The organism is Micromonospora sp. NPDC048986 (assembly GCF_040649335.1).
Lineage (GTDB): Bacteria > Actinomycetota > Actinomycetes > Mycobacteriales > Micromonosporaceae > Micromonospora > Micromonospora alfalfae.
On sequence record NZ_JBEZFJ010000006.1, the window covers coordinates 60,086 to 82,439 of the forward strand.

General features: G+C 70.3%; 18 protein-coding genes. 8 read left to right on the forward strand and 10 right to left on the reverse strand.

Annotation, left to right across the window (positions count from 1 at the left end; translation table 11 throughout):
* Nucleotides 1-148: 148 nt before the first annotated feature.
* Nucleotides 149-1,801 (forward strand): hypothetical protein, encoded by a 1,653-nt coding sequence (locus AB0B94_RS14290; protein WP_357277370.1) that lies wholly within the window; start codon nucleotides 149-151, stop codon nucleotides 1,799-1,801.
* Nucleotides 1,802-1,909: 108 nt separating this feature from the next.
* Here the strand turns inward: AB0B94_RS14290 and pulA are convergent, their stop codons facing one another.
* The 5 genes from pulA to AB0B94_RS14315 form a co-directional block, all read right to left on the reverse strand.
* Nucleotides 1,910-7,408 carry a pullulanase-type alpha-1,6-glucosidase gene (gene pulA / locus AB0B94_RS14295; RefSeq protein ID WP_357277373.1) on the reverse strand — a complete coding sequence of 1,833 codons (5,499 nt, stop codon included), beginning with the start codon at nucleotides 7,406-7,408 and terminating at the stop codon, nucleotides 1,910-1,912.
* Between the two features lie 110 nt (nucleotides 7,409-7,518).
* The gene (locus AB0B94_RS14300) at nucleotides 7,519-8,214 is read right to left on the reverse strand and encodes a cellulose binding domain-containing protein (RefSeq protein ID WP_357277379.1); all 696 of its coding nucleotides are present in this window, start codon (nucleotides 8,212-8,214) and stop codon (nucleotides 7,519-7,521) included.
* 117 nt (nucleotides 8,215-8,331) lie between these two features.
* Nucleotides 8,332-9,006, reverse strand: coding sequence for a hypothetical protein (locus AB0B94_RS14305; protein WP_357277382.1), 675 nt, complete (start codon nucleotides 9,004-9,006; stop codon nucleotides 8,332-8,334).
* A gap of 98 nt (nucleotides 9,007-9,104) precedes the next feature.
* Nucleotides 9,105-9,494 (reverse strand): hypothetical protein, encoded by a 390-nt coding sequence (locus AB0B94_RS14310; protein WP_357277385.1) that lies wholly within the window; start codon nucleotides 9,492-9,494, stop codon nucleotides 9,105-9,107.
* Between the two features lie 37 nt (nucleotides 9,495-9,531).
* A complete protein-coding gene (locus tag AB0B94_RS14315) occupies nucleotides 9,532-10,302 on the reverse strand; it encodes a hypothetical protein (protein ID WP_357277390.1) in 771 nt (256 codons plus the stop codon).
* Nucleotides 10,303-10,321: 19 nt separating this feature from the next.
* Here AB0B94_RS14315 and AB0B94_RS14320 point away from each other — a divergent pair, with 19 nt between their 5' ends.
* The 3 genes from AB0B94_RS14320 (at nucleotide 10,322) to AB0B94_RS14330 (ending at nucleotide 12,553) form a co-directional block, all read left to right on the forward strand.
* Nucleotides 10,322-10,510, forward strand: a complete 189-nt coding sequence (locus AB0B94_RS14320) for a hypothetical protein (protein WP_357278536.1) — start codon at nucleotides 10,322-10,324, stop codon at nucleotides 10,508-10,510.
* Nucleotides 10,511-10,573: 63 nt separating this feature from the next.
* Entirely contained in the window at nucleotides 10,574-11,296 is a 723-nt protein-coding gene (locus tag AB0B94_RS14325) for a hypothetical protein (RefSeq protein WP_357277395.1), read from the forward strand.
* 237 nt (nucleotides 11,297-11,533) lie between these two features.
* On the forward strand, nucleotides 11,534-12,553 hold the full coding sequence (locus AB0B94_RS14330) for an FUSC family protein (protein ID WP_357277400.1): 1,020 nt from the start codon (nucleotides 11,534-11,536) through the stop codon (nucleotides 12,551-12,553).
* A gap of 4 nt (nucleotides 12,554-12,557) precedes the next feature.
* Here the strand turns inward: AB0B94_RS14330 and AB0B94_RS14335 are convergent, their stop codons facing one another.
* From AB0B94_RS14335 to AB0B94_RS14345, 3 genes are read right to left on the reverse strand one after another with little or no spacing between them, the layout of a single operon-like run.
* On the reverse strand, nucleotides 12,558-13,502 hold the full coding sequence (locus AB0B94_RS14335; protein WP_357277404.1) for a hypothetical protein: 945 nt from the start codon (nucleotides 13,500-13,502) through the stop codon (nucleotides 12,558-12,560).
* Nucleotides 13,499-13,984, reverse strand: a complete 486-nt coding sequence (locus tag AB0B94_RS14340; RefSeq protein ID WP_357277408.1) for a hypothetical protein — start codon at nucleotides 13,982-13,984, stop codon at nucleotides 13,499-13,501. Before AB0B94_RS14340 ends, AB0B94_RS14335 begins: the two co-directional genes overlap by 4 nt.
* 3 nt (nucleotides 13,985-13,987) lie before the next feature.
* Nucleotides 13,988-15,208 carry a macrolide family glycosyltransferase gene (locus AB0B94_RS14345; RefSeq protein WP_357277413.1) on the reverse strand — a complete coding sequence of 407 codons (1,221 nt, stop codon included), beginning with the start codon at nucleotides 15,206-15,208 and terminating at the stop codon, nucleotides 13,988-13,990.
* Nucleotides 15,209-15,978: 770 nt separating this feature from the next.
* On the opposite strand from AB0B94_RS14345, the gene AB0B94_RS14350 reads away from it, so the two are divergent.
* On the forward strand, nucleotides 15,979-16,638 hold the full coding sequence (locus AB0B94_RS14350; RefSeq protein WP_357277416.1) for a C39 family peptidase: 660 nt from the start codon (nucleotides 15,979-15,981) through the stop codon (nucleotides 16,636-16,638).
* Nucleotides 16,639-16,707: 69 nt separating this feature from the next.
* Here the strand turns inward: AB0B94_RS14350 and AB0B94_RS14355 are convergent, their stop codons facing one another.
* On the reverse strand, nucleotides 16,708-17,517 hold the full coding sequence (locus tag AB0B94_RS14355; protein WP_357277421.1) for a DedA family protein: 810 nt from the start codon (nucleotides 17,515-17,517) through the stop codon (nucleotides 16,708-16,710).
* A 212-nt stretch (nucleotides 17,518-17,729) separates the two neighbouring features.
* Between AB0B94_RS14355 and AB0B94_RS14360 the strand changes: the two genes are divergently transcribed.
* Complete coding sequence (locus AB0B94_RS14360; RefSeq protein ID WP_357277426.1) at nucleotides 17,730-20,582, forward strand: aconitate hydratase; 2,853 nt, start codon at nucleotides 17,730-17,732, stop codon at nucleotides 20,580-20,582.
* A 263-nt stretch (nucleotides 20,583-20,845) separates the two neighbouring features.
* Here AB0B94_RS14360 and AB0B94_RS14365 read toward each other — a convergent pair whose 3' ends face one another.
* Entirely contained in the window at nucleotides 20,846-21,289 is a 444-nt protein-coding gene (locus tag AB0B94_RS14365; RefSeq protein WP_357277431.1) for a hypothetical protein, read from the reverse strand.
* A 114-nt stretch (nucleotides 21,290-21,403) separates the two neighbouring features.
* On the opposite strand from AB0B94_RS14365, the gene AB0B94_RS14370 reads away from it, so the two are divergent.
* On the forward strand, nucleotides 21,404-22,171 hold the full coding sequence (locus AB0B94_RS14370) for a DUF5753 domain-containing protein (protein WP_357277435.1): 768 nt from the start codon (nucleotides 21,404-21,406) through the stop codon (nucleotides 22,169-22,171).
* A complete protein-coding gene (locus AB0B94_RS14375; RefSeq protein ID WP_357277440.1) occupies nucleotides 22,162-22,350 on the forward strand; it encodes a DUF397 domain-containing protein in 189 nt (62 codons plus the stop codon). Before AB0B94_RS14370 ends, AB0B94_RS14375 begins: the two co-directional genes overlap by 10 nt.
* Nucleotides 22,351-22,354 lie beyond the last annotated feature (4 nt).

A 22,354-nucleotide genomic window follows, 5' to 3' on the forward strand; every position in this document is an offset into this window, starting at 1 on the left:
AACCGAATGTGGGCTTCTCTCGGATAAGCCCGCGAGGCGAGGAACCTTCTCATACGGTGGTTTTGGGAGCTACAACCGATTTGTAGCAGGGGACGCCCGTCTGACGGCGGCGACCCTGTCTGGTACGAGGAGAGGGCAGAGAGCTCCGATGTCCAACTACCTAACGAACAACGAAGCCTCCGGGCGGGCGACGGCCAAGAGCCGCCGCAAGCTCTGGCTCGCCAGTGGCGTGGCCGGTTTGACGGGCGTGATCAGTCTCGCGGCGGTGGGCGTCGCGGGCAGCGCCGGAGCGGTCGGCTTGAACTGGAACACCACGCAGGTCAGCAAGGACGGCGACCAACGGGGTGACGAGGCGCGCGACTGGGACAAGGACAAGGACAAGAACCGGGACGACAAGAACCGGGACGACAAGGACCGGGACAAGGACCACGAGCGCGGGAAGGAGGTGCCCTGCGACACCGACAAGCTGATTCAGGCGATCGTGTTCGCCAACAACAAGCACGGCGGTGTGCTGGAGCTGGCCAAGGGCTGCACCTACAACCTGACCCGCAACGACTACGAGGGCAACGGCCTGCCGGTCATCACCGAGCGGATCACGCTCAAGGGCGAGCACACCACGATCTCTCGGGAAGCCACGGCGGACTACTTCCGCATCCTCAACGTCGGCGCCGGTGGTCACCTCACCATCAAGGGCCTGACCATCAAGGGTGGCCAGACCCTCGAACTGGAGAACGGCGTCGAGCCGGCCGCGGTCTGGGCGGCCTACTCGGACTCCGAGGCGCTCGCCGCGCAGGTGAAGGCGGGCACCCCGTTGGCCCAGGCGCTCACCGCGCGGCAGGCCAACCCGAAGGCGGGCCTGAAGGCCGCGCCGAAGGTCACCCCGAAGGTCACGCCGGGCGTCGTCACGCCGCTCGTCGAGCAGCCGGAGGAGAACGACGGCGCCGGAATCCTGGTTCAGCCGGGTGGCACCGCCGAGATCCTGGAGTCCGAGGTCGTCCTGAACCAGTCGGGCGGCAACGGTGGTGGTGTGGCCAACTTCGGCACCACGAAGATCTGGCACAGCACCGTCACCCGTAACACCGCCTTCTTCTTCGGTGGTGGCGTCTTCAACGCCGGGCTGCTCAAGGTCGAGGAGTCGAAGATCAAGGACAACACGGCGGTCATCGGTGGTGGCGGTATCTCCAACGGCGCCGCGGAGATCTTCACCGAGGACGTCGACGGCGGAACTGTCGAGCTCAAGAAGACCGAGATCACCGACAACGAGACGCTCGGCTTCGGTGGTGGCTACCTCGACATCGAGGGCAACACCACCGCGTACGAGACCAAGTTCGTCTCGAACACGGCGGTTCTCGCCGGTGGCGGTCTCGCCGCTGCGGACAGCCAGCTGAACCTGCACAACGTCACCATCGAGAAGAACAGCACCGCCGGTGTCGGTGGCGGTGCGGCCATCGCCTTCGACAGCGTGGCCACCTTCGAGAAGAGCAGCATCAAGGACAACACCGCCGGCTTCTTCGGCGGCGGGCTCTTCAACGCCGGCAGCGTCACCACGCTGCGCGACAGCGAGGTTGCCGGCAACCGGGCCGTGGGCCCGATCGGGGTCGGCGGCGGCATCTTCAACATCTTCGGCGAGGTCAACCTGTCGAAGACGAAGGTCGCCCACAACTTCTCCACCTTCGAGCCGGGCGGTGTCTTCAGCTTCTTCGGAGACGTGAACGTGGACGACAAGTCCGCCATCACCGCGAACCGTCCGACCAACTGCCTGGCCATCCCGGGCGGCACTATCGACAACTGCTTCGCCTGATCGATCACCCTCGGGTGACGACGACTCAGCACCCTCGGGTGACGACGGCGTAGCGCCACACAACGGACCGGCCCCCTTCCGCGAGACGCGGAAGGGGGCCGGTTCGCGTCACTTCTGGACGAAGACCGCCACGCTGCGCGCCGGTACGGTGAACGTGCCGGCCGCCCTGTCGAACGAGGCGGTACGCAGCACCGGGTCGGCCGAGTCGACAAGCACCGGGTGCAGTGCCACGTCGGCTCCGCGCAGTCCGGTCACCGTCTGGTCGACCGCCGACGGGGTGCTGTTGAAGACGACGGTCAGCGACTTCCACGGCCCGCCCAGCCCACCGGCGTCCAGGGTCATGGTCAGCACCCCCGGCGTCTCCTGCGCGCCGGACAGCGGGAAAGCCACCCGCCGCTGTACCTGCTCGGCGGTGGCCAGCCCGAACACCGGCGACGACGCCCGGATGCGCAGCAACTCGGCGTACCTGGCGTCGGTGGTGTTGATCGCCGCGCAGTCCGGCACCAGCGTCGGGTCGGCCAGCAGCGGCCTCGCGTACGACCACTTGTCCTCGTTGTCGGGCGCGGGCGGCAGACCGGCGCCGAACCCGTTGCCGCGCTCGCAGCCCCACCGGATCTGGTTGAACCAGTCACCGGAGTTGTACGAGTTGCGGTCCAACGACTTCGACCGCAGCCGCTCGGTGCCGGCGGTGACGAACCCGGTGCCCTGTCCCAGCACCACTGTGCCGAGCGCCAGCACCTGCATCCGTGAGCGGTCCGCCGCCGTCGTGGCCTGCGGGAGCTTGTACGCCAACGCGTCGTACAGGATCTCGTTGTCGTGCGCGTCGGCGTAGGTGACGGCCTCCCCCGGCGCGGCGGTGTAGCCGGCCGGGGAGCCGTTGTAGTCCACCTGCGCCCCGGTGACCTCACGCCCGGCGGTGTCGGTGAACCGGTAGCCGCGCAGGTTGCCGGTGAGCCCCACCTTGATCAGGTCGTGGGCGTGCAGCAGTCGGGCCTTCTGCTCGGCCGGTGACCCGTTGGCCGCGTCGCCGTTCGGGTCGGTGTAGAGCCCGGAGGCGAAGCCCTGCACCCGGGGGTTGGCGTCGAACGGCCCGCCGCCGCGCACCGCGTCGCGCAGCCGGTCGTTGAAGGTGCCGATGCCGGTGCCGGCCATGTTGGCCTGGGTGGCCTGGACGAAACGGGCGTCGTTGGCGACCTCGCCGAAGTTCCAGCCCTCGCCGTAGAGCATGATCGCCCTGCCGTCCACGCCGTGGCGGGCGACGGTGAGCCGGTCCAGTGCCGCCCGGACGGCGAGGATGTTCGCCTTCGGGTGGTGGCCCATCAGGTCGAAGCGGAAACCGTCCACCTTGTACTGCCGGGCCCAGGTGACCAGCGAGTCGACCACCAGCTTGCCCATCATGGCGTGCTCGGGGGCGGTGTTGGCACAACAGGTGGAGTTGGCCACACTGCCGTCCTCCAGCAGCCGGTGGTAGTAGCCGGGCACGATCTGGTCGAGCACCGACTTCGCGTCGGTGCCGGCCGCCGACGTGTGGTTGTAGACCACGTCCATGACCACCCGCAGCCCGGCGTCGTTCACCCCGGCGACCATCCGCCGGAACTCGGTGGTCCGTGCCGCGCCGACCGGGTCGACGGCGTAGCCGCCCTCGGGCACCGTGTAGTGCAGCGGGTCGTACCCCCAGTTGTAGCCGTCGGTTTCGGCGACCGCCGCCACGCACTTCTGCTGCTCGGCGGAGTCCGGCGGCAGCGCCGCCAGGTCGCAGGCCGGCTCGCGCTGGTCGGCCCGCTTCTCGGGGATCGTCGCGAAGTCGAACGCCGGCAGCAGGTGCAGGTGGGTGACCCCGGCGTCGCCGAGCGCCCGCAGGTGGGTCATGCCGGCGGTCTTCGGGTCGGTGAACGCGAGGAAGGTCCCCCGCCGCTGGGCCGGCACTGTGTCGTCGGCGACGGAGAAGTCCCGCACCGACAGTTCGGTGATCTGCGCCTTCGCGGCCGGCACCGGCGCCGGTTTACGCAGCGTGCGCCACCCGGAAGGGGCCAGCGCCGGGTCGTTCAGGTCGACCAGTTGGCTGTGCGTGGAGTCCGCGGCGAGGGCCACCGCGTACGGGTCGGTCACCGACGCGGTGACCATCCGCTGCGCCGCCGGCTGCCACGCCCGCACCTCGTACCGGTAGAACGTGCCGGTCCAGGTGTGGTCGCCGCGCACCGACCAGACGCCGGTGCGGTCGTCGCGGCGCATCGGCACCGTCGTGGGTGCGGCGGTGGGCGAGTCGAACAGCTGCAGGCGCACGTTGTGGGCGGTCGGCGCCCACAGCGCGAGGCTCGGCGTCCGGCCCGCGAAGGTGGGCCCGAGGGTGGCGTCGGTCGCCCGGGAGTACACGTCGTCGAGCACGCCGGGGATCTGCACGCCGGTCGCGGCGAGCAGCGCACCGTCGGCGTCGCGTTCGGTGACCAGCAGCTGCCCCCGCAGCGCCGCCGGGACCTTGGCCAGGTCCGCCCGGTCCAGGGCGAAGCTACGGTACGACCACAGGTGCGGGAACCTGTCGCGTTGGGCCTCGGTGAGCCCGTTGCGCTGCGCCCGCAGCGGCAACGTGGTGTACGTGCCGGTCAGCTCGCCGTCGACCACGCCGACCCCGCCGGTGGGCGCGGTGACCAGCGCGTACGTCTTGCCGTCGGTCGGCGGGGTCTGCCAGGCCACTGTGGACCTGTCGATCCAGTGGGCCTTCTGCTTGCTGATGTCGGTGTCTCCGCTGGCGGTGGTGGCCGCCGACGGCAGTAGGCGGCCCGGCGTGGCGGCGAGCAGCCACACCTCCCGACCGGCGCTGGCGAAGTCGAGCCGCTGGTCGTCGGGCAGGTCCTTGGTGTCGCCCTGGTGGATGATGTAGTTCAGGCCGGTGGCGCCGGCCGCGAGCGGCACCCGGAACACCGCCCCGAACGCGTCGACGGAGGTCGGCCGCAGCGGGGCGGACCACTCGGTCGGGTTGGCCGCGCCGTCCCACAGGTGCAGGCCCCAACCGTCGTAGTTGCCGTCGGCCCGCCGGTAGTGCAGCACCGCGGTGCCCTCCTCGACCGGCGGCTCCGGTTCACCGGCGGCCGCCTGCCTGCTCGGGTAGATCGCCGGGTCGCCCTGCTTGAGCCAGATCTCGCCGGTCCGGGTGACGTCGATGCTGCGGTCCTGGGCGACGTCCTTCGTACCAGCCTTGTCGACGACCAGGAAGTTCACCGACGTCGCGCCCGGCTTGAGTTTCACCCAGGCGAACCGGCCGTAGGAGTCCTCCCCGGCGAACGGCTGTCCCTTCGGCCACTCGGTGACGTACGCCGGGTCGATGTCCCCCCAGGCGTAGAGCCCCCAGTCGTCGTACCCTCCGGCCGGGCGTTGGTAGTGCACCACCGCCCACTCCCGGGAGCTGCCCTGCGGCGGGGTCCCCACGACGGCTGTGGACCTGGCGGTGGCGGTACGGCCCCGGCCATCGCGGACCACCGCCTTGTACTCGACCCGGGTGCCGCCGGCCAGGCCGGTCAGGTCGTGCTGCACCGTGTACGGGGCGTGGTCGGCGCTGCCCAGTAGCGTCCACCGACCGCCGGCCACCCGGGCCGCGACGGTGACTGTGGCCAGGGGATCGCCTGTCACCCGGGCGGTGACCGCCGCCCGGGTGGCGACCGGCGCGTCCGGAACCGGGCTGGTGATGGTGATGGTCGGCTTGTCGGCGGCCGGTGCGATAGGGCTGCCGGTCCGGTACACCGCCGCCGACAGTGGCGGCACCGTGATGGTCAGCTCGCCGTCACCGCTGGCTGGCACCGCGCCCGAGCCGCCGTAGATGCCGGTGAAGGTGGCGCCGGCCGACCAGGTGTCCACCGTTACAGTCTGCGCGGTGTCGGCGTTGTTCACTGCCACCACGTACTCGGTGCGGTCTGCCGGGGCGATCCGGGAGGCGGCGAAGACGCCCGGACCGTCGGCCGCGTACCGGGTGACCTGCACGCCGTCGCGCAGCGCCGGGTGGGCCTGGCGCAGCCGGCCCAGGTCGGCGATGGTCCGGTACAGCGGGTGGGCCGGGTCGAACTGGTCGGCGGTGTGGGTGCGGTCGGTGCCGAGCAGGTCGTCGTCGAGGTAGTCGGCGACCTTCGACGCGAACATGTCCTGGCGGGCGTCCTTGTCCCCGCCTGGGCCGGTGAAGCCCTGTTCGTCGCCGGAGTAGACCACCGGCTGGCCCCGGGTCAGGAACATCAACTGGTGCGCGAGCTGGTCGCGACGCAGGTGGCTGGCCGGGTCGGTGCCGCCACCGGCGATGAACGAGCCGATCCGGCCCATGTCGTGGTTGCCGAGGAAGGTGGTCAACCGGCCGGCGTCGGTGTCCCGGGCCGCGTAGAGGTCGTCGCGGGCGTACACGTCGGCGAGCGCCTTCGCCGAGCCGGCGCCGGCGGTGAAGCCCCGTGCGGCCTCCTGGAAGGCGAAGTCGAGGGTGGCCGGCAGGCCACCCTGGCGGACGTAGCTGGAGCCGATCTCCGGGTCGGCGCTGTACACCTCGCCGAACATGAAGAAGTCCTTCTTGCCGGCCTTCTCCGCGGCCCGCTCGATGCCCTGGCTGAACTGCGGCCAGAAGTCCATGTTGACGTGCTTCACGGTGTCCAGCCGGAAGCCGTCGACGCCGGTCGCGCCGATCCAGTCCCCGTACGCCTTGGTCAGGCCGCGGACCACCTCGGGACGCTCGGTCCACAGGTCGTCGAGACCGAAGAAGTCGCCGTACTCGCTGTTCTCGCCGGCGAAGGTGGAGTCACCCCGGTTGTGGTACATGGTGGCGTCGTTCAGCCAGGCCGGGACCTTGACGCTCGCGTCCTTCGCCTCGGCGAACGTCGGCGTGTACGGGAAGGACTCCTTGTTGACCGGCGGGAACGCCCGGGAGCCGTCGGCGTAGTTGCGGTCCTCGAACGCCCGGCCCTGCGCGTCGGTGTACGGCGAGGTCGCCTTGTCCACGTACGCGTACTTGTCCTCGGCGTACTTGATGACGTCGGCGGTGTGGTTGACGATCACGTCGAGATAGATCTTGATGCCGCGCTGGTGGGCGAGCTTGACCAGCCGCTTCATCTCTTCCATCGTGCCGAAGTGTGGGTCCACCTGGGTGAAGTCGGTGATCCAGTAGCCGTGGTAGCCGGCCGAGATGTCGTTGCCGGCGCCCTGCACCGGCCGGTTCTTGAAGATCGGCGCGAGCCAGATGGCGGTGGTGCCCATCCCCTGGATGTAGTCCAACCTGTCGATGACGCCAGCGAGGTCGCCGCCGTGGTAGAAGCCCTTGTCGGTCGGGTCGAGGCCGGTCCGCAGCCGGTCGCCGGTGAGGCCACCGGTGTCGTTGCGGGGGTCTCCGTTGGCGAACCGGTCCGGCAGGACGAAGTAGAACTGCTCGGCTCGGGCGGAGTTGTTGCCGCCAGCCTTCAGCAGCGCCTCGGCGGTGGGTTCGGCAGGCCACTGGGTCGCGCCGCCAAGCGCGAGTGGCGCGCCGTCGGCCGGCCGGGGGCCCGCGGCGGCGGGGTGCACGGCGACCGGAGCGCCGACGAGCGTGACGGTGAGCAGGGAGGCAAGGGCCAGCAGGGCGGTGCGCGGTATCGGCGGGGGTTTCATCGACGCCTTCCTCTGGTCGCTGATTGGCCGCACGCTAACCCTTGCCGAAACATTCTGCAATACCTTGCAAACATGGTCGCAACAAAGCAGCATCCTTGCGGAAGCGCTGCTCAGAGGCCGTTACAGCGGATGCCGTCCACCGTGCACTCGCGGGGCGTCTGCGACGCCCGCTCGATGTGGAACCGCAACGACACCGAACCGCCGGGCGACACGTCGACGCCGCTGACGTAGGTGAAGCCGTCGTCGGACCGGCGGATCGTCCCCTGTGGTACGCCCTCCACCCAGGCGGTCACCAGCCGCCCACCGGAGAACTCCAACCGCACCGTCCAACCACGGCTCCGGGTGGACGTGTTGACCATCGCCACCTCGCCGATGAAACCCCCGTCGAAGCTCTGCACCACCCGGTACCGCCCGGTCATCGCCGGCTGCCCCGGCGCGGCCCGGCTCGGCGACCGCGTCGCCGACGGCTTCACGATCGGACCGGCCGTCGGATCGGCCGTCGGTGAACCGGACCCGGCTGCGGCGCTCGGCGGCAGCCCGCTCGCACGGCCGGATATCCCCGGCAGCACCGGCGCCGGAGACGGCACCGAGGTGGGCACGCTCGGAGCCACCACCACCGCAGACGGCACCGGCAGTGCCGGCGGTTGCGCGCCGTCCGGCGCGGGGCTACGTCCCCGGTACGCGCCCAGGGCCACGATGAGCAGGACCACCATCACGACGACTCCGGCGCCGACCACGATCCAGGGTGACGTGGCGATCGCCACCGGACCGTGTGGCGGGCGCGGAACACGGCGCATGCCGGACATGTACCTCCTTCAGCGGACCGTCCGCGCAGCGTAGCGATCGACGGCCCGGCCCGGAAAGCCTCGGCGGTGCGACGGTGCGACGGTGCGGCGGTGCGGCGGTGCGGCGGCGGCGCTGGCTCAGCCGATCCGGCAGTCGACCCCGTTGATCGTGCACTTGACCGGTCGCTGCCCCGAGTCACCCCAACCGACGCGCAGCCGCAGCCTCCGAGAGTCACCCGCGTCCAGCGAACGGGTGCCGCGCAACACGAACTCCCCGTGCCCGCTGCCCCGCACCGAGACGCCCGAGTCATCACCCACTCGCAGCGTCCAGGTGTCATCGTCGAACACCAACTCCACCTGCCAGTCCGCCGACCGATCCGACTCGTTGGCGATCGCCAGCACCGCCGCGTCCCCGTCCCAGCCGTTCGAACCGACCTCGTACCGGGCGCTGACCGTCTGGTCCGCCGACGGCGCCAACAGGACGCTCGTCCGCCCCGGAGTCGGCGAGCCGGTGACGGAGGCCCGCGGTGACGGCGTCCGACTACTGCGTGACGGTCGCGGCGACACCGAGCGCCGCTCCACAGCGGCCGGAGTCGGCCCACCGGTGGCCGACGCGGCGGCCGGCACGGTCGGCAGGAACGCCGGAGGCGCTGCCTGCTGCGGCGCGTCCCGCTCCCTGGTCCGAAACGACAACAGCGCGATCACCAGGAGCACCACCAGCGCGCACACACCGAGCAGCACCACGATCCACGGCACCGACACCAACACCCGCGCCGCACGCGAATCTGCCGCACCGTCCGGCCGCACCGCCATCAGGTCTCCCCTCGTCCCCCACCGACGCGACAGCGTAGCCAGCGCCGCGCGGACCGGAAACCAGGCGGGTACGGATCGAGCCGACCGGCCCCCGTCGGTCAGCCCGTCCGGACGACAGTGCAGATCAGTGGTCCGTCATCCGAGATACGCAACAGGTAGCGGTACCGTTCCCCCGGCACCGCCTGCCCCCGACTGTCCAGGAACTCCCACTCCACCGCCACCATCGTCAACAGCGCGGACACCGGCTGCACGTCCTCTATCCGGGCGTGGGCCGCTATCAACTCCCGGTCCTGGTAGTCGGGTGCGGCGCCCACGAAGGACAGCGCCACCGCCGCGGCGGACGTGAACGAGAAGCTGTAGGTGTCGGCCACCACCAGCCCCGGCAGGGCGTAGCAGCCGGCGATGGCCGGCAGGTCACCTGAGGTCAACGCCACGCCGTACCGGTCGAAGAAGTCGGCCAACGTGGCAAGATCCGTGGAGGCGTTCACGGTCACAGCAATTGCCGGTCACCGCCCAGGTCAAACCTCAGCGCGGCGGTACCTGCACCTCGATCTCGGAACCCAACCGGGCGTCGGCGGCCAGACCCAGGTCGTCCCCGCTCCAGAACCGCCCCGGGTCATACCAGTTCGGACGCCGACCCGCCGGCAGCAACCCCATTGCCTCATAGGTCACCGCCACCACCTCGGCGCAGTACGCCGTCTCCAACGCCCGGTCCCGCTCCCCCGCCGATCGGGCGCGGTCGGCCGGGTTGGCACGATCGGCCGGGTTGGCGCGATCGGCCGGGTTGGCGCGGGGTGTCGGCTGGCCGAGGCGTGACAGGGCCGACAGCCGGCCGAGGTGCGGCAGCGCGGGAAGCCGGTCCGGGCGCGGCAGCGCCGGCACCCGACCCCGCACCCAGCGCCACGCCAACTGGGCGGTCGACGGGAACGGCGTGCCGTCCAACCGCGCGATCGTCCGCAGCACAGCCCGCTCCATCTCCGCGTCGGCCGGCGGGTCGAGCTGCCGCAGCCAGGCCCGTTGGCCGTACCGGTTCGCCCAGACGCAGACCGCGTCCCGCAGGTCGTGCAGCTGGACACCGCGTTGGTGGCTGCCCGACCACAGGTCCGGCAACGACCTGCCCAACTCCGCGTGCCACATCAGCGGTGGCATGTCGTCCAGCACCACCGCCATCCCGACGTGGTTCACCGGGCTGTTGGTGGTGAACTGGATCGCCCGGTCCGGCACGCTGCGACCTCGGAACACCCACACGTCACCGGTGCGGGTCAACTCGACGGCCTCATCCAGGCTGATGCTCATGAGGGTCTAGCCTAGGCCGATGCGGCAACGAATGCGGTGGTGGAAGGTTCTCGGGCTGGCCGGGCTCGCCGGCGTCGCGGCCTCCGGTGTGGTCATCGCGCGGGCCGAACGGCGTCGGCGCGCGTACACCCCAGAGGAGATCCGGCAGCGGCTGCTGGAGCGGCATGCCCAGGCCAGCGATGCCGCGAAACCCGGCGACCCGAGCTGACCACAGTCCTCTGTGGATTGTGGCGGGGCAGCCGGGCAGGTCGATGATCGGTACGATCAGGCCATGACGACGCCCGTCGCACAACGGTCCTTCGTCCTGTCCATCCCGGCCGCGCCGGTCGAACGACACGGCAACGTCGACCTGCACCTGCCCACCCACACCGGTCCCGCGCCCGCCGTCGTGGTGGTGCACGGCGCTCCGCTGCCACCCGACGCGGCCGACCCCCGCGACTGGTTGCTGTACCGCGGCTACGGTGCGCTGCTCGCCGCGAGCGGGGTGCTCACCGCGCTGGTCAGCTACCAGGTGTCCGACCTGTCGGCGCTGCCGGTCGCAGCCGACGACATCGCCGCGATGATCGAGCAGGTCCGCGCCGATCCGCGGGTCGACCCCGAGCGGGTGGTGCTGTGGTTCTTCTCCGGCGGCGGCCTCTTCGCTGCCGACTGGCTGCGCGACCCACCGCCGTGGCTACGCGGGATCGCACTGACGTACCCGCTGCTCGTCCCGTTCCCCGGCTGGGAGGTCGACGATCGGTTCCTGCCGGTCGAAGCCCTCAGCTCCGGCACGGGTGTGCCTCTGGTGCTGACCCGCGCCGGCCAGGACATCCCGCCGGTCCTGGCCGGCATCGACGCGTTCCTCCCCGCAGCGACCGCCCAGGGCTGGCCGATGCAGGTGATCGAGGTGCCGGACGGCCAGCACTCCTTCGACATCCTCAACCACGGCCCGCAATCCGAGGCGGCCGTCCTGGCCGCCCGCGACGCCGTCCTGGAGCTGCTCGACGCGACCTGACCCCCTCCGCCGGTCGAATACCCCTCCGCGACGGATGCGCGGGCTTCCGTCGGTGCCGCATCAGATTGGGGATCTCTCGCACCCGACGTTCGCCGTCGTACGACGATCGTCAGAGAGCCGATCGATGGTGGGGGGTGAGAGGTGCGCAGCAGACGTCGGGGTGCCCGACCGGCGGAGAGTGCGCTGCGCGAGGGCCGCGAGGCCTATGAACGGCTTCGCACCTACCTCATCCTCGCGGTGCAGGCAGGGGTGGCCGCCGGGTTGGCCTGGTTTGTCGCCAGCGACGTGCTGCACAACCCGCAGCCGCTGTTCGCGCCCGCCGCCGCGGTCGGCACCATCGCGGCGGCCATCGGTAACCGCGCCCGTCGAACTCTCGAACTTCTCGCCGGGGTGTTCCTGGGGGTGCTGGTCGGAAACGGGATCATACGGTTCATCGGGGCGGGACCAATACAGACCGGTGTGGTCGTGGCACTGGCCATTTCGGCGGCAGCCGTCTTTCGTGGCACGGGAGCCGTCATGGTGCAGGCGGGAAGCACCGCCGTCCTGCTCGGCACAGTGTCTCCGGAACGGCCGGACCTTGCCGTCCCACGGACGGCGAATGCGCTGGTCGGTGTTCTGGTGGCCATCGTGGTGGCCTTGCTGATTCTGCCGCTCAATCCGGTGCGGATCGTGCACCGCGCCGCTGGTCCGACAGTCGATGCCATCGCCCGGGAGATGACAGCCATCTCCAACGCGTTGGCTCACCGCGACGTGCGGCAGGCCGAGGATGCCCTACAGCGGCTGCGAGCGGCGGAGGCGTCACGGCGAAACACGGCCGACGTGGTCGCCGCAGCATGCGAAGTCGCGATTCTCTCACCGTGGCGGAGGAGGCGGCTGGGCATCATGCGTCGGTACGCGCGGGCGGCCGAACACCTTGAACTCGCCTACACCAGCAGCCGCGAGATGGTGCAGTGGGCGGTGTCGGCACTACACGCCCGGGAGACGCTGCCGGCCGGCATCTCCACGGCGATCGAGCATTTCGGCCAAGCGTTCAGGCTCCTGCATCGTGACTTCCTGACCGGGCGGGAGCCGGACCGCACGCGGGAGCGAGCGGTACAGGTGATCAGTGACATCAACGAGGCTTGCGCCGAGGGTGTCGGGTCCTCGGGGGCTGTTGTCGTCTCGCAACTGCGGGTTGTCGTCAGTCAACTGCTCCAGATCTCCGGGCTTTCCCAGACGGAGGCGAATCAGCAGGCCGGTTTGAACGCCGACGTCTGAGCGTTCAGGGCAGCGGGCCGTCGGTCTCCGCCGCCAGGTTGAGACGATCCCGGATCAGGGCGAGCACGGTGTCGGTGGTCCGGTCGAGGTGGCTGCGCCCATCGGGCAGGCGGGCCTCCGGGGCGATGTAGCTGCGCGGACCGATGTGCGTGGCGGGGTCGAGCCGATGCACGGTGATCTTGCCTTCGCGCTCGGCCCGGTTCCATCCGCTCCGACGGAACAGCCGCCACCGCTGCGGAAAGATCCAGGTGCCGACCCGCTCGATCCAGTCGCCGGCACTGGTCAGCTGGTCGAGGTGCTGGGCGTGGGTGATGTCATTGGCGCCGTTGTGGAAGCCGCCGAGAGTGATCAGCCAGAGCGGGGTGCGCAGTTGGGACCACAGTTCACTCACCGCACCGCTGGCGACCTGGGCGCCACCGCTGTAGCTGAGCAACACCACGGGTATGCCGCTGTTCGGTCGGTAACCGGCGACCTGGAGTTCGGTGGCGATCTGCGCACCGACGGCACGGTTGTACAGGGGACGGTAGCGGCGGTCGGCGGCGACGAAGATCTGCATCACGTTGTGCAGGAAGAGCAGCAGCCCGATCCGGCGGCGCACCCAGGTCCAGACCGGCCGGTCAGCGAGCGGCACGGCGAGCGGGGAGTAGGGCTGCACCTGGCCGAGCACCCGGAGCTCCGGCGCTCGGTTGATCAGGGCCTTGACCAGTCGGCCACCATCGCGGGTGTCGTGAAAACGGCGCTTCCCGATGCCGTCCAGATAGACCAGGTAGGCGTCCGGAGGGCGGTCCGGATCCGCCCCGCGGGCGTAGGACATGCCCTCCGGGCGGGAGATGGTGGGTGTGCGCCATCCGGCGGCGTAGACCAGCACCTCGTAGCGAGCAAGCAGGGCCTCGGCGATCAGCACCAGTCCGAGCCCGCCGAGCAGCAGCAGGAGCGCCAGTCCGATCACGCGACTGGCTCCGGTGCTCGTCTGCTGTTGAGCCTCACGACAAGGCGACGGACGGCCTCGACGGAGACGCCGAGCCCGACGCCCGCGACCGCTACGCAACCGGCGGCCTCCCACCAGCCAACTCCGGCCACCGTGGCGAGTGCACCGGTGAGGCCGGCCCCCACTCCCACCATGAGCAACAGGTGCAGCAGCGGCCCGAGCAGCGGGAACGCGAGGACCCCGGCTAGCACCAGCGGAGCGGCCAGGCCTGGTGTCCAGACCAGGGCGTCGGACGGTGCGGTGGGCAACACCAGATCGGCAATGGCCCACGCCGACAGCGGCCAGAGCGCGAACACCGCGCCGTCGACGATCGCGCCCGCCAGCAACAAGCTGACCACCCGAACGTGCGACACGCCGGACAGCCGTGCCACCACCGGCAGGAGACGCCCAGCGGCCTCGGACAGCCCGGCGACCAGCAGCAGGATGACGACGACGGGAGACATCGGTCAGGCCTGTGGTGGCAGATCGGCGTAGCCCCGCTGAGTGACCGAGCCGGTCTGCTGCATGAAGTGCTCAAGCACGTCCGCGGCACGGGCGTAACCGCCCGCCTGACGCTGGGCGGCCTGCAGGGTGCTCGCGGCGGCCCGGAATCGGGGCTCGTCGAGCAGACGCTGGGCGAGGGCTCGCACCACCTCCACCGTGACGTCCTCGGTGCTGATCGACAGGCCAGCATCGAGCTCGACGATGCGGGAAGCCACCAACAGTTGGTCGGCACCCTGCGGGACCACCAGCGTCGGGGTGCCGGCGTACAGGGCTTCGTTGACGCTGTTCACCCCGCCGTGGGTGATGAACAGCGCAGCGCGGGCCAGCACCTCCAACTGCGGTACGGAACGCTGGGCGAGCACGTTGTCCGGTAGCGGGCCGAGCGCGGCGGGATCGGTGTGCCCGGTGGAGATGACCACGGTGCCACCCAGCGGGGCCAGCGCGTCGGCGAAGGTCCGCAGCAGCCGCGGGGCGTCGAACACCGTGCCCATCGAGGCGTACGTCACCGGGTCCCGCAATCGGTCGACCGGGAACGACGAGTCCGTTCGACGGGCACCGATGCTCGGTCCGACGAACTGGTAGGACTGGTCGAAACTGTCCGCTTCGGGGTGGAACGCCCGCGAGGTGTAGACCAGGTTGAGCGGCTGACGGATGTTGGCCAGGTCGATCAGGGGCAGCCTGCCTGTGTCGTACCGGCGGCGCAGCTCCCAACGCGACCTCAGGTACCTCATCGTGGGACGGGGAAGGACCGCCGCCGCGCGGAGCAGCTCCCAGGAGCCGCGGGTCGGGCTGGGCACGTGCCGGTTGAAGGCGAACGTAGTGAACGACGATGCTGGCGGCACGCCGAGCTCCCGAGCGGCCACCGGCCCCCACGGGCAGAGGGAGTCGTGCACGATCAGATCGGGTCGGGCACCCCGCAGGTCGGCGAGGACGGCGGGCAGCACGCGTACGGCGGTATGGGCGAGCTGCTCCATCACCGTGACGGGCGTCGGTGGGCCGGAGAGCGGTAGGTCGTCCCCGGGGTAGAGGAACATCCGCGCCCCGGTGGCCGCGATCTGCTCGGCGTAGGCGGGCGTCGTGTGATAGGTGACGGAGTGACCACGACGAACGAGCTCACCCACAACGGGCAACGTCGGGTTGATGTGCCCGTTCATGGCGATGTTCAAGAATGCTATTGCGCTCATCGGCCGACCCCGGGTGGGGAAGGAGCCAGAGCCCGGCACATTGCAGCGTCCATGATCCACCCCTCTCGGTCAGAGCCTAGATGTTGCCTGCTGGCAGCGCGCCGCGGACCAGGTACTCGACTCGCAAGCGGCCGGCTCAGGTCGCCCGGCGACTGATCAGCCTCGACATCCCGTTGGCGCCGGTTGTTCGGTTCCGGTGGCGGGCCCGACACCGCAGGGCATGATCCACTCGCGTTTCCTGAAATCGGGGCATCGCCGGCACTCGGACACCGCGACTTTCAGGAACCCGAGTCGATCACGTGGTTGTGGGCGTCGTGTCGGGTTCGCCAGGTCGACGGGCTGGGTGGGTTGTCGGGTTTGGCCTGGGGTGTCGGGTGGTCGGGGCCACCCCGGTGGCGGAATCGGCGGCCGGGCGGGGTCGTTATACCTGGCAGACCACCGCGACCGTCGAGTCGCAGGGCGCGGGCAGCGGCCCCCGGGGAACACCCGCTAGGCCGCCTCGGTTTCATCCCCGCAGGCCGGAGCATCCCAACGGCCGGGCCGCCGCCGGGAACACCCGGGCAGCCCACTGCGGTTGCATCCCCCGCACGGCCGAGCACCCCAACGGCCAACCCCCGCGGGGAGGTGGAATGACCCGCCGCCGCGAACGGTTACACCCTGTCCCGACGCCGACCCCCTCGTTGCGGGTCGCCGGGCAAGGACTTCCCCCGCACCACCACCCACCCCCCAGGTGGTGCGGGCACACCCCCGATGCAGAGGAGCACGCCATCATGCGTACCGATCTGATCCGCAAGACCGCCCTGACCGCCGCCGGCCTCGCCTTCACCGGCGGCGCCATCGCCGGCCCCGTCACCACCGCCTTCGCCGCCCCCACCACCAAGCCGGCCACCCAGACCCAGACCGACCGCAAGGGCCACGGTGAGCGGGAACTCGGCGTGCGCTACGAAGCCCAGCCGAACTTCTACTACTGCGGCCCCGCCGCCACCCGAAACGCCCTGTCCGTGCAGGGCAAGAACATCAACGTCGACGACATGGCCAAGGAAATGGGCACCACCGAGGCCGGCACCAACTCCATCAACGACATCACCCCCGTGCTGAACAAGGAAACCGGCAAGACCAACGCCTACCGGTCGGTGGAGATCAGCACCCCCGACGCCAACACCACGCAGACCGACACCCTGCGCGCCGACATCGTCCGCACCGTCGACGACGGTCGGGCCGTGGTCGCCAACATCGCCGGCACCAGCACCGACACCGACGGTGTGAGCCACTCCTACGAGGGCGGGCACTACATCAGCGTCGTCGGGTACCGCGACAACGGCAACACCGTCACCATCGCCGACTCCGCCGACCCCAACCAGGCCGCCTACCAGATCAGCGTCGAGCACCTCGCCGACTGGATCGCCACCCGCGGCTACGCCACCAGCTGACACCCACACACACGCACACATGCCGAAGGGCCGGACCCCGTGGGGTCCGGCCCTTTCGGCATGTCCAGGTCAGTGCTCGCCAGCGCGGATCGGCCCAACGCCGGGGGTCACCGCAGCGGACTGACCGTCCGGGGCCACGTCGGTCGACTGCTCGCTCGAAGCCACCGCACCAGACTGACCGCCGGAGGCCACCGCGGCAGACTGACCGCCGGACGCCACCACGGCAGACGGGGAAGCCACCTCGGCCGCGGCCGCGCTGGAGGCACCGTCGGCCGACTCGTTGCGGTGGGCGCGTCGGCGCAGCCACCAGGTGCTGCCGAGCCCGGCGAGGACCGCGAGGACCAGGCCCACCCAGGAGATGTCCTTCAGCCAGTGTTCGGCCGCCCGGCCAACGGAGTAGAGCAGGTACGTCGTGCCGAAGGCCCAGACCAAACCGCCGGCCGCGTTCGCCACCAGGAAGCGGCGGTACGGCACGTGCAGCGCCCCGGCGAGCGGCCCGGCCAGGATCCGCAGCAGTGCCACGAACCGGCCGAAGAAGACCGCCCAGACGCCGTGCCGCGCGAAGCTCTGTTCGGCGCGGGCAAGCTGCGCCGGGCCCAGGTGCTTGGGGAACCGCCTGCCCAGCCGGGCGAGCAGTGGACGGCCGCCGCGTCGGCCGACGGCGTACCCGACGGAGTCGCCGACGATGGCGCCGAACGCCGCGGCGCTGGCCACCCACTCCGGTTCCACCACTCCGGTGGCGGCGAGCAGGGCGGAGCTGACCAGGACGATCTCGCCGGGCAGCGGGACGCCCATGCTCTCCACGCCGATCACGCCGGCGACGATCAGGTAGATCACGCCCGGAGGCAGCGCCGAGAGCCAGTGCTGAACGTCGATCACTCGGCACCCCTTCCGAATCGGCCCCGACCCTACCCCGCCGACCGCGACGACGCGGCGCGGTCGTTGGCCCCCAACCCGTGACGCCAGGTTGCGCAGATAGCAAGACGGACGTACGGTTTTGTTGGAAGCGGAATCGGCGGTAAGTGTCACCTAACCTCGGCGGCACCCCGACCGGTGCGACAGACTGCTCAGGACTACTCACGGTCGCTGGTGTGAAGGAGTACGACGTGGCGAGCCTCGACACCTTCGGTGCGAAGACCCAGCTACGCGTCGGAGACGCGAGCTACGAGATTTTCAAGATCGACAAGGTGGACGGCCACGCCCGGTTGCCGTACAGCCTGAAGATCCTGCTGGAGAACCTGCTGCGGACCGAGGACGGCGCGAACATCACCGCCGACCACATCCGCCAGCTCGGCGGGTGGGACTCCACCGCCGCCCCGAGCGTGGAGATCCAGTTCACCCCGGCACGGGTCCTGATGCAGGACTTCACCGGCGTGCCCTGCGTGGTCGACCTGGCCACGATGCGCGAGGCAGTACGTGACCTGGGCGGCGACGCCAGCAAGGTCAACCCCCTCGCCCCGGCCGAGCTGGTCATCGATCACTCCGTCATCGCCGACCTGTTCGGGCGCGAGGACGCGTTCGCCCGCAACGTCGAGCTGGAGTACGAGCGCAACAAGGAGCGCTACCAGTTCCTGCGCTGGGGTCAGACCGCGTTCAACGAGTTCAAGGTCGTCCCGCCGGGCACCGGCATCGTGCACCAGGTCAACATCGAGTACCTGGCCCGCACCATCATGGAGCGGGGTGGCCAGGCGTACCCGGACACGGTGGTCGGCACCGACTCGCACACCACAATGGTCAACGGCCTGGGCGTGCTGGGCTGGGGCGTCGGCGGCATCGAGGCCGAGGCCGCGATGCTCGGCCAGCCGGTCAGCATGCTGATCCCCCGGGTGGTGGGCTTCAAGCTCTCCGGTGAGATGCCGGCCGGCACCACCGCCACCGACCTGGTGCTGACCATCACCGAGATGCTGCGCAAGCACGGTGTGGTCGGCAAGTTCGTCGAGTTCTACGGCCCCGGCGTGAGCGCCGTGCCGCTGGCCAACCGGGCCACCATCGGCAACATGTCACCGGAGTACGGCTCCACCGTGGCGATCTTCCCGATCGACGCGGAGACGATTCGCTACCTGGAGCTGACCGGCCGTGACGCCGCGCAGGTCGCGCTCGTCGAGGCGTACGCCAAGGAGCAGGGCCTCTGGCACGACCCGGATGCCGAGCCGGACTACTCCGAGCGCCTGGAGCTGGACCTCGGCTCCATCGAGCCGTCGCTCGCCGGCCCGAAGCGCCCGCAGGACCGGGTGCCGCTGGGTGCTGCGAAGACGCTGTTCCGCTCCGCGTTGACCGACTACGTGGCCGACGACTCCGTCGGCGAGCGCGACCTCAAGCCGGGTGTTCCTCGCGAGGAGCTGCCGCGTGGCGCGAACGGCCCGGCCGACGAGGCCAGCGCCGAGTCGTTCCCGGCCAGCGACCCGCCGGCCAACGAGTTCAGCGACCCGGCCGACGAGCCGCGTGACCTGGAGACCGCTGCTGTCGGCGCGGGTGGCCGGGCCAGCAACCCGGTCCGGGTCACCGGCGCGGACGGCGTCGAGTACGAGCTGGACCACGGTGCCGTGGTGATCGCCGCGATCACCTCCTGCACCAACACGTCCAACCCGCAGGTGATGATCGGTGCCGCGCTGCTGGCCCGCAACGCTGTGGAGAAGGGCCTGACCCGCAAGCCGTGGGTGAAGACCACACTGGCGCCCGGGTCGAAGGTCGTCATGGACTACTACGAGCGGGCCGGCCTCACGCCGTACCTGGACAAGCTCGGCTTCAACCTGGTCGGCTACGGCTGCACCACCTGCATCGGCAACTCGGGCCCGCTGCCCGAGGAGGTGTCCGCCGCGGTCAACGAGCACGACCTGTCGGTGGTTTCGGTGCTCTCCGGCAACCGGAACTTCGAGGGCCGGATCAACCCGGACGTCAAGATGAACTACCTGGCGTCGCCGCCGCTGGTGGTCGCCTACGCCCTGGCCGGCACCATGGACATCGACCTGGCCAACGAGCCGATCGGTGAGGACTCCGAGGGCAACCCGGTCTACCTGCGCGAGATCTGGCCGAACAGCGCCGAGATCCAGGACGTCATCGCCCAGGCGATCGGCGCCACCGGGTTCAGCGCCGCGTACGCCGATGTCTTCGCCGGCGACGAGCGGTGGCAGTCGCTGCCGACCCCGACCGGCGACACCTTCGCCTGGGAGAACGACTCCACCTACGTGCGTAAGCCCCCGTACTTCGAGGGCATGCAGCAGGAGCCGAGCCCGGTCGTCGACATCTCCGCTGCCCGGGTGCTGGCCAAGCTGGGTGACTCGGTGACCACCGACCACATCTCGCCGGCCGGCGCGATCAAGGCGGATTCCCCGGCCGGCACGTACCTGGCCGAGCATGGCGTGCCGCGCCACGAGTTCAACTCGTACGGTTCCCGCCGGGGTAACCACGAGGTGATGATCCGGGGCACCTTCGCCAACATCCGGCTGCGCAACCAGTTGGTCCCGGGGGTGGAGGGCGGCTTCACCGTCAACCACCTCACCGGCGAGCAGACCACGATCTTCGACGCCTCCGCCGCCTACCAGGAGGCCGGCATCCCGCTGGTCGTGCTGGCCGGCAAGGAGTACGGCTCGGGCTCGTCGCGGGACTGGGCGGCCAAGGGCACCATGCTGCTGGGCGTCCGGGCGGTCATCGCCGAGTCGTACGAGCGGATCCACCGTTCCAACCTGATCGGGATGGGCGTGCTGCCGCTTCAGTTCCCGGTCGACGTCACCGCCGAGTCGCTCGGCCTGACCGGCACGGAGACGTTCACCATCACCGGGGTGACCGCCCTGAACGACGGTGAGGTCCCCCGCACTGTGCAGGTCAGCACCGACACCGGCGTGGAGTTCGACGCCGTGGTGCGGATCGACACCCCCGGTGAGGCGGACTACTACCGGCACGGCGGCATCCTGCAGTACGTGCTGCGCCGCATGATCGCCAACTGACGTACCGAACGCCTGAGGAGGGCCGCTTCCCGCGCTTGCGGGGAGCGGCCCTTCCACGTCTCTGCCGGCGGACGCTCGCTCTCAAGCCAACAGACCGAGCGGGTGGAGCGCAGATCGTTCCCGTGCCCCGACTTGCTGTTTCGGGCCCGTCGCTCTGCTTCACTCGGCGCAACACCGACAGTCCTCTGCCGTTGCTTCCGTGGAAGCAGAGCAACGGGCAAACAAGTGGTACGGCCAGCTCAGGAACCCCGCGGGGCTCTCGCTCAGCGCAGCCGCAGCGCGACAGCGCGGGCCTCCTCGTCGGTGAGCGGCAGGAACCACAGGAAACGGCGGACGATGGCGACCGGATCGGGACCGCCCGGCTGACCACGCAGGTCGCGGATCGCCCGGCGGGTGATCCGGGAGAACTCGGGGATCAGGGTCGCGCGGCGGGCGGCGTCCGTCGGGGTTGCTCGCAGCGTCGGGCAGGGCCAGTCCCGACCGCAGGCGTCGCACGTCCAGAGCGGGCCGTCGGCGGTGTGCGCGGCCGGCGGGCCGCACCGGGACCGCCAGCGTGATTCGGGTACGACGTCCGGTGCGCGACCGGGGCCACGGTACGGAGGGTGTGGTGGCCCGGTCGGGCCGGTGTTGACCAGCCGGGGTGAGGCGGGCCGAGCCGGTCGATTGCCCGGCCGATGTGGGCGGTTGCAGGACCTGTCCTCGGGCATCCGGTGCTCCCTCTTCGACGCTGTCTACACAGCACCCTGCCGAGGGTTGCCAAGCGATCACACCGCGTAGAAGTATCTCCTTCTGACGTCTGGAACGTTCTGGAGGGGCCTGAGATGAATCGAGCCGTGCAGGCGGCCATGGTCGAGAAGGGCCACACGGCGGACAGTCTCGCTGCTCAGATCGGTGTCGATCCGAAGACGGCAGCCAAGTGGGCGAGCACGGGACGAATTCCGCAGACGCGTCATCGCGCTCGGGTCGCCGAGCTGCTCGGACGAAACGTCGACGAGCTGTGGCCGGAGGCGTTGAAGCGCCGGACGCCGGCCTGGTTCCGCCCCTGGGCCGAGATCGAGCGTGAGGCGCTGTCGCTGCGATCGTTCCAGCTCGCGTGGATACCGGGGCTTCTCCAGACCAAGGCATACGCGCTGGCGACGCTGGGCGGCGAGGCGCTGACACCGGCCGAGGCCGACGATCTCGCCGAGGCGCGGCTGAGCCGGCAGGCCGTCCTGCGGCGGGAACGCCCGCCGCTGCTCGTCGCGGTCCTCGACGAGGCAATCCTCCGGCGGACCATCGACAGTGACCGGGCCATGATGCGGGAGCAGTGCGAACGGCTTGCCGAGCAGGCCGCGCTGCCGAACGTGTCGCTCTTCGTCGTGCCCGCCGACGTCGGCATGTACCCGGGCCTGGGTGGGCCGTTCACAGTGGCCGAGATGCCGGACGGGGCGCGGGTCGCGCACGTCGACAGCCAGGCGCAGGCGCAGCTCATCGACAAGGCAGCCGACGTTGCTACCCTCGATCGACGGTGGGAACGCATTCGCGACGGAGCCCTGTCCCGGGCGCAGTCCCTCAACCTCATCAGAGAAGCGGCAGCATCATGGATCTGACCGGCGCTCGGTGGCGCAAGAGCAGCAGGAGTGGCAACAACGGCGGCGACTGCGTCGAGGTGGCCGACAACCTCGTGGGCGTCATCGGCGTACGCGACTCCAAGGACCCGGCCGGTCCGGCGCTCGCCTTCGACCCGGCGGCCTGGGCCCGGTTCCTGGTGTTGGCCAAGCGCGGCTGACCCC

Bases quoted from the DNA above. Each gene is read 5' to 3' on its own strand.
- AB0B94_RS14290 (WP_357277370.1), top strand. From the start codon at position 149: ATGTCCAACTACCTAACGAACAACGAAGCCTCCGGGCGGGCGACGGCC.
- pulA (WP_357277373.1), bottom strand. From the start codon at position 7,408: ATGAAACCCCCGCCGATACCGCGCACCGCCCTGCTGGCCCTTGCCTCC.
- AB0B94_RS14300 (WP_357277379.1), bottom strand. From the start codon at position 8,214: ATGTCCGGCATGCGCCGTGTTCCGCGCCCGCCACACGGTCCGGTGGCG.
- AB0B94_RS14305 (WP_357277382.1), bottom strand. From the start codon at position 9,006: ATGGCGGTGCGGCCGGACGGTGCGGCAGATTCGCGTGCGGCGCGGGTG.
- AB0B94_RS14315 (WP_357277390.1), bottom strand. From the start codon at position 10,302: ATGAGCATCAGCCTGGATGAGGCCGTCGAGTTGACCCGCACCGGTGAC.
- AB0B94_RS14320 (WP_357278536.1), top strand. From the start codon at position 10,322: ATGCGGCAACGAATGCGGTGGTGGAAGGTTCTCGGGCTGGCCGGGCTC.
- AB0B94_RS14325 (WP_357277395.1), top strand. From the start codon at position 10,574: ATGACGACGCCCGTCGCACAACGGTCCTTCGTCCTGTCCATCCCGGCC.
- AB0B94_RS14340 (WP_357277408.1), bottom strand. From the start codon at position 13,984: ATGTCTCCCGTCGTCGTCATCCTGCTGCTGGTCGCCGGGCTGTCCGAG.
- AB0B94_RS14345 (WP_357277413.1), bottom strand. From the start codon at position 15,208: ATGAGCGCAATAGCATTCTTGAACATCGCCATGAACGGGCACATCAAC.
- AB0B94_RS14350 (WP_357277416.1), top strand. From the start codon at position 15,979: ATGCGTACCGATCTGATCCGCAAGACCGCCCTGACCGCCGCCGGCCTC.
- AB0B94_RS14365 (WP_357277431.1), bottom strand. From the start codon at position 21,289: ATGCCCGAGGACAGGTCCTGCAACCGCCCACATCGGCCGGGCAATCGA.
- AB0B94_RS14370 (WP_357277435.1), top strand. From the start codon at position 21,404: ATGAATCGAGCCGTGCAGGCGGCCATGGTCGAGAAGGGCCACACGGCG.
- AB0B94_RS14375 (WP_357277440.1), top strand. From the start codon at position 22,162: ATGGATCTGACCGGCGCTCGGTGGCGCAAGAGCAGCAGGAGTGGCAAC.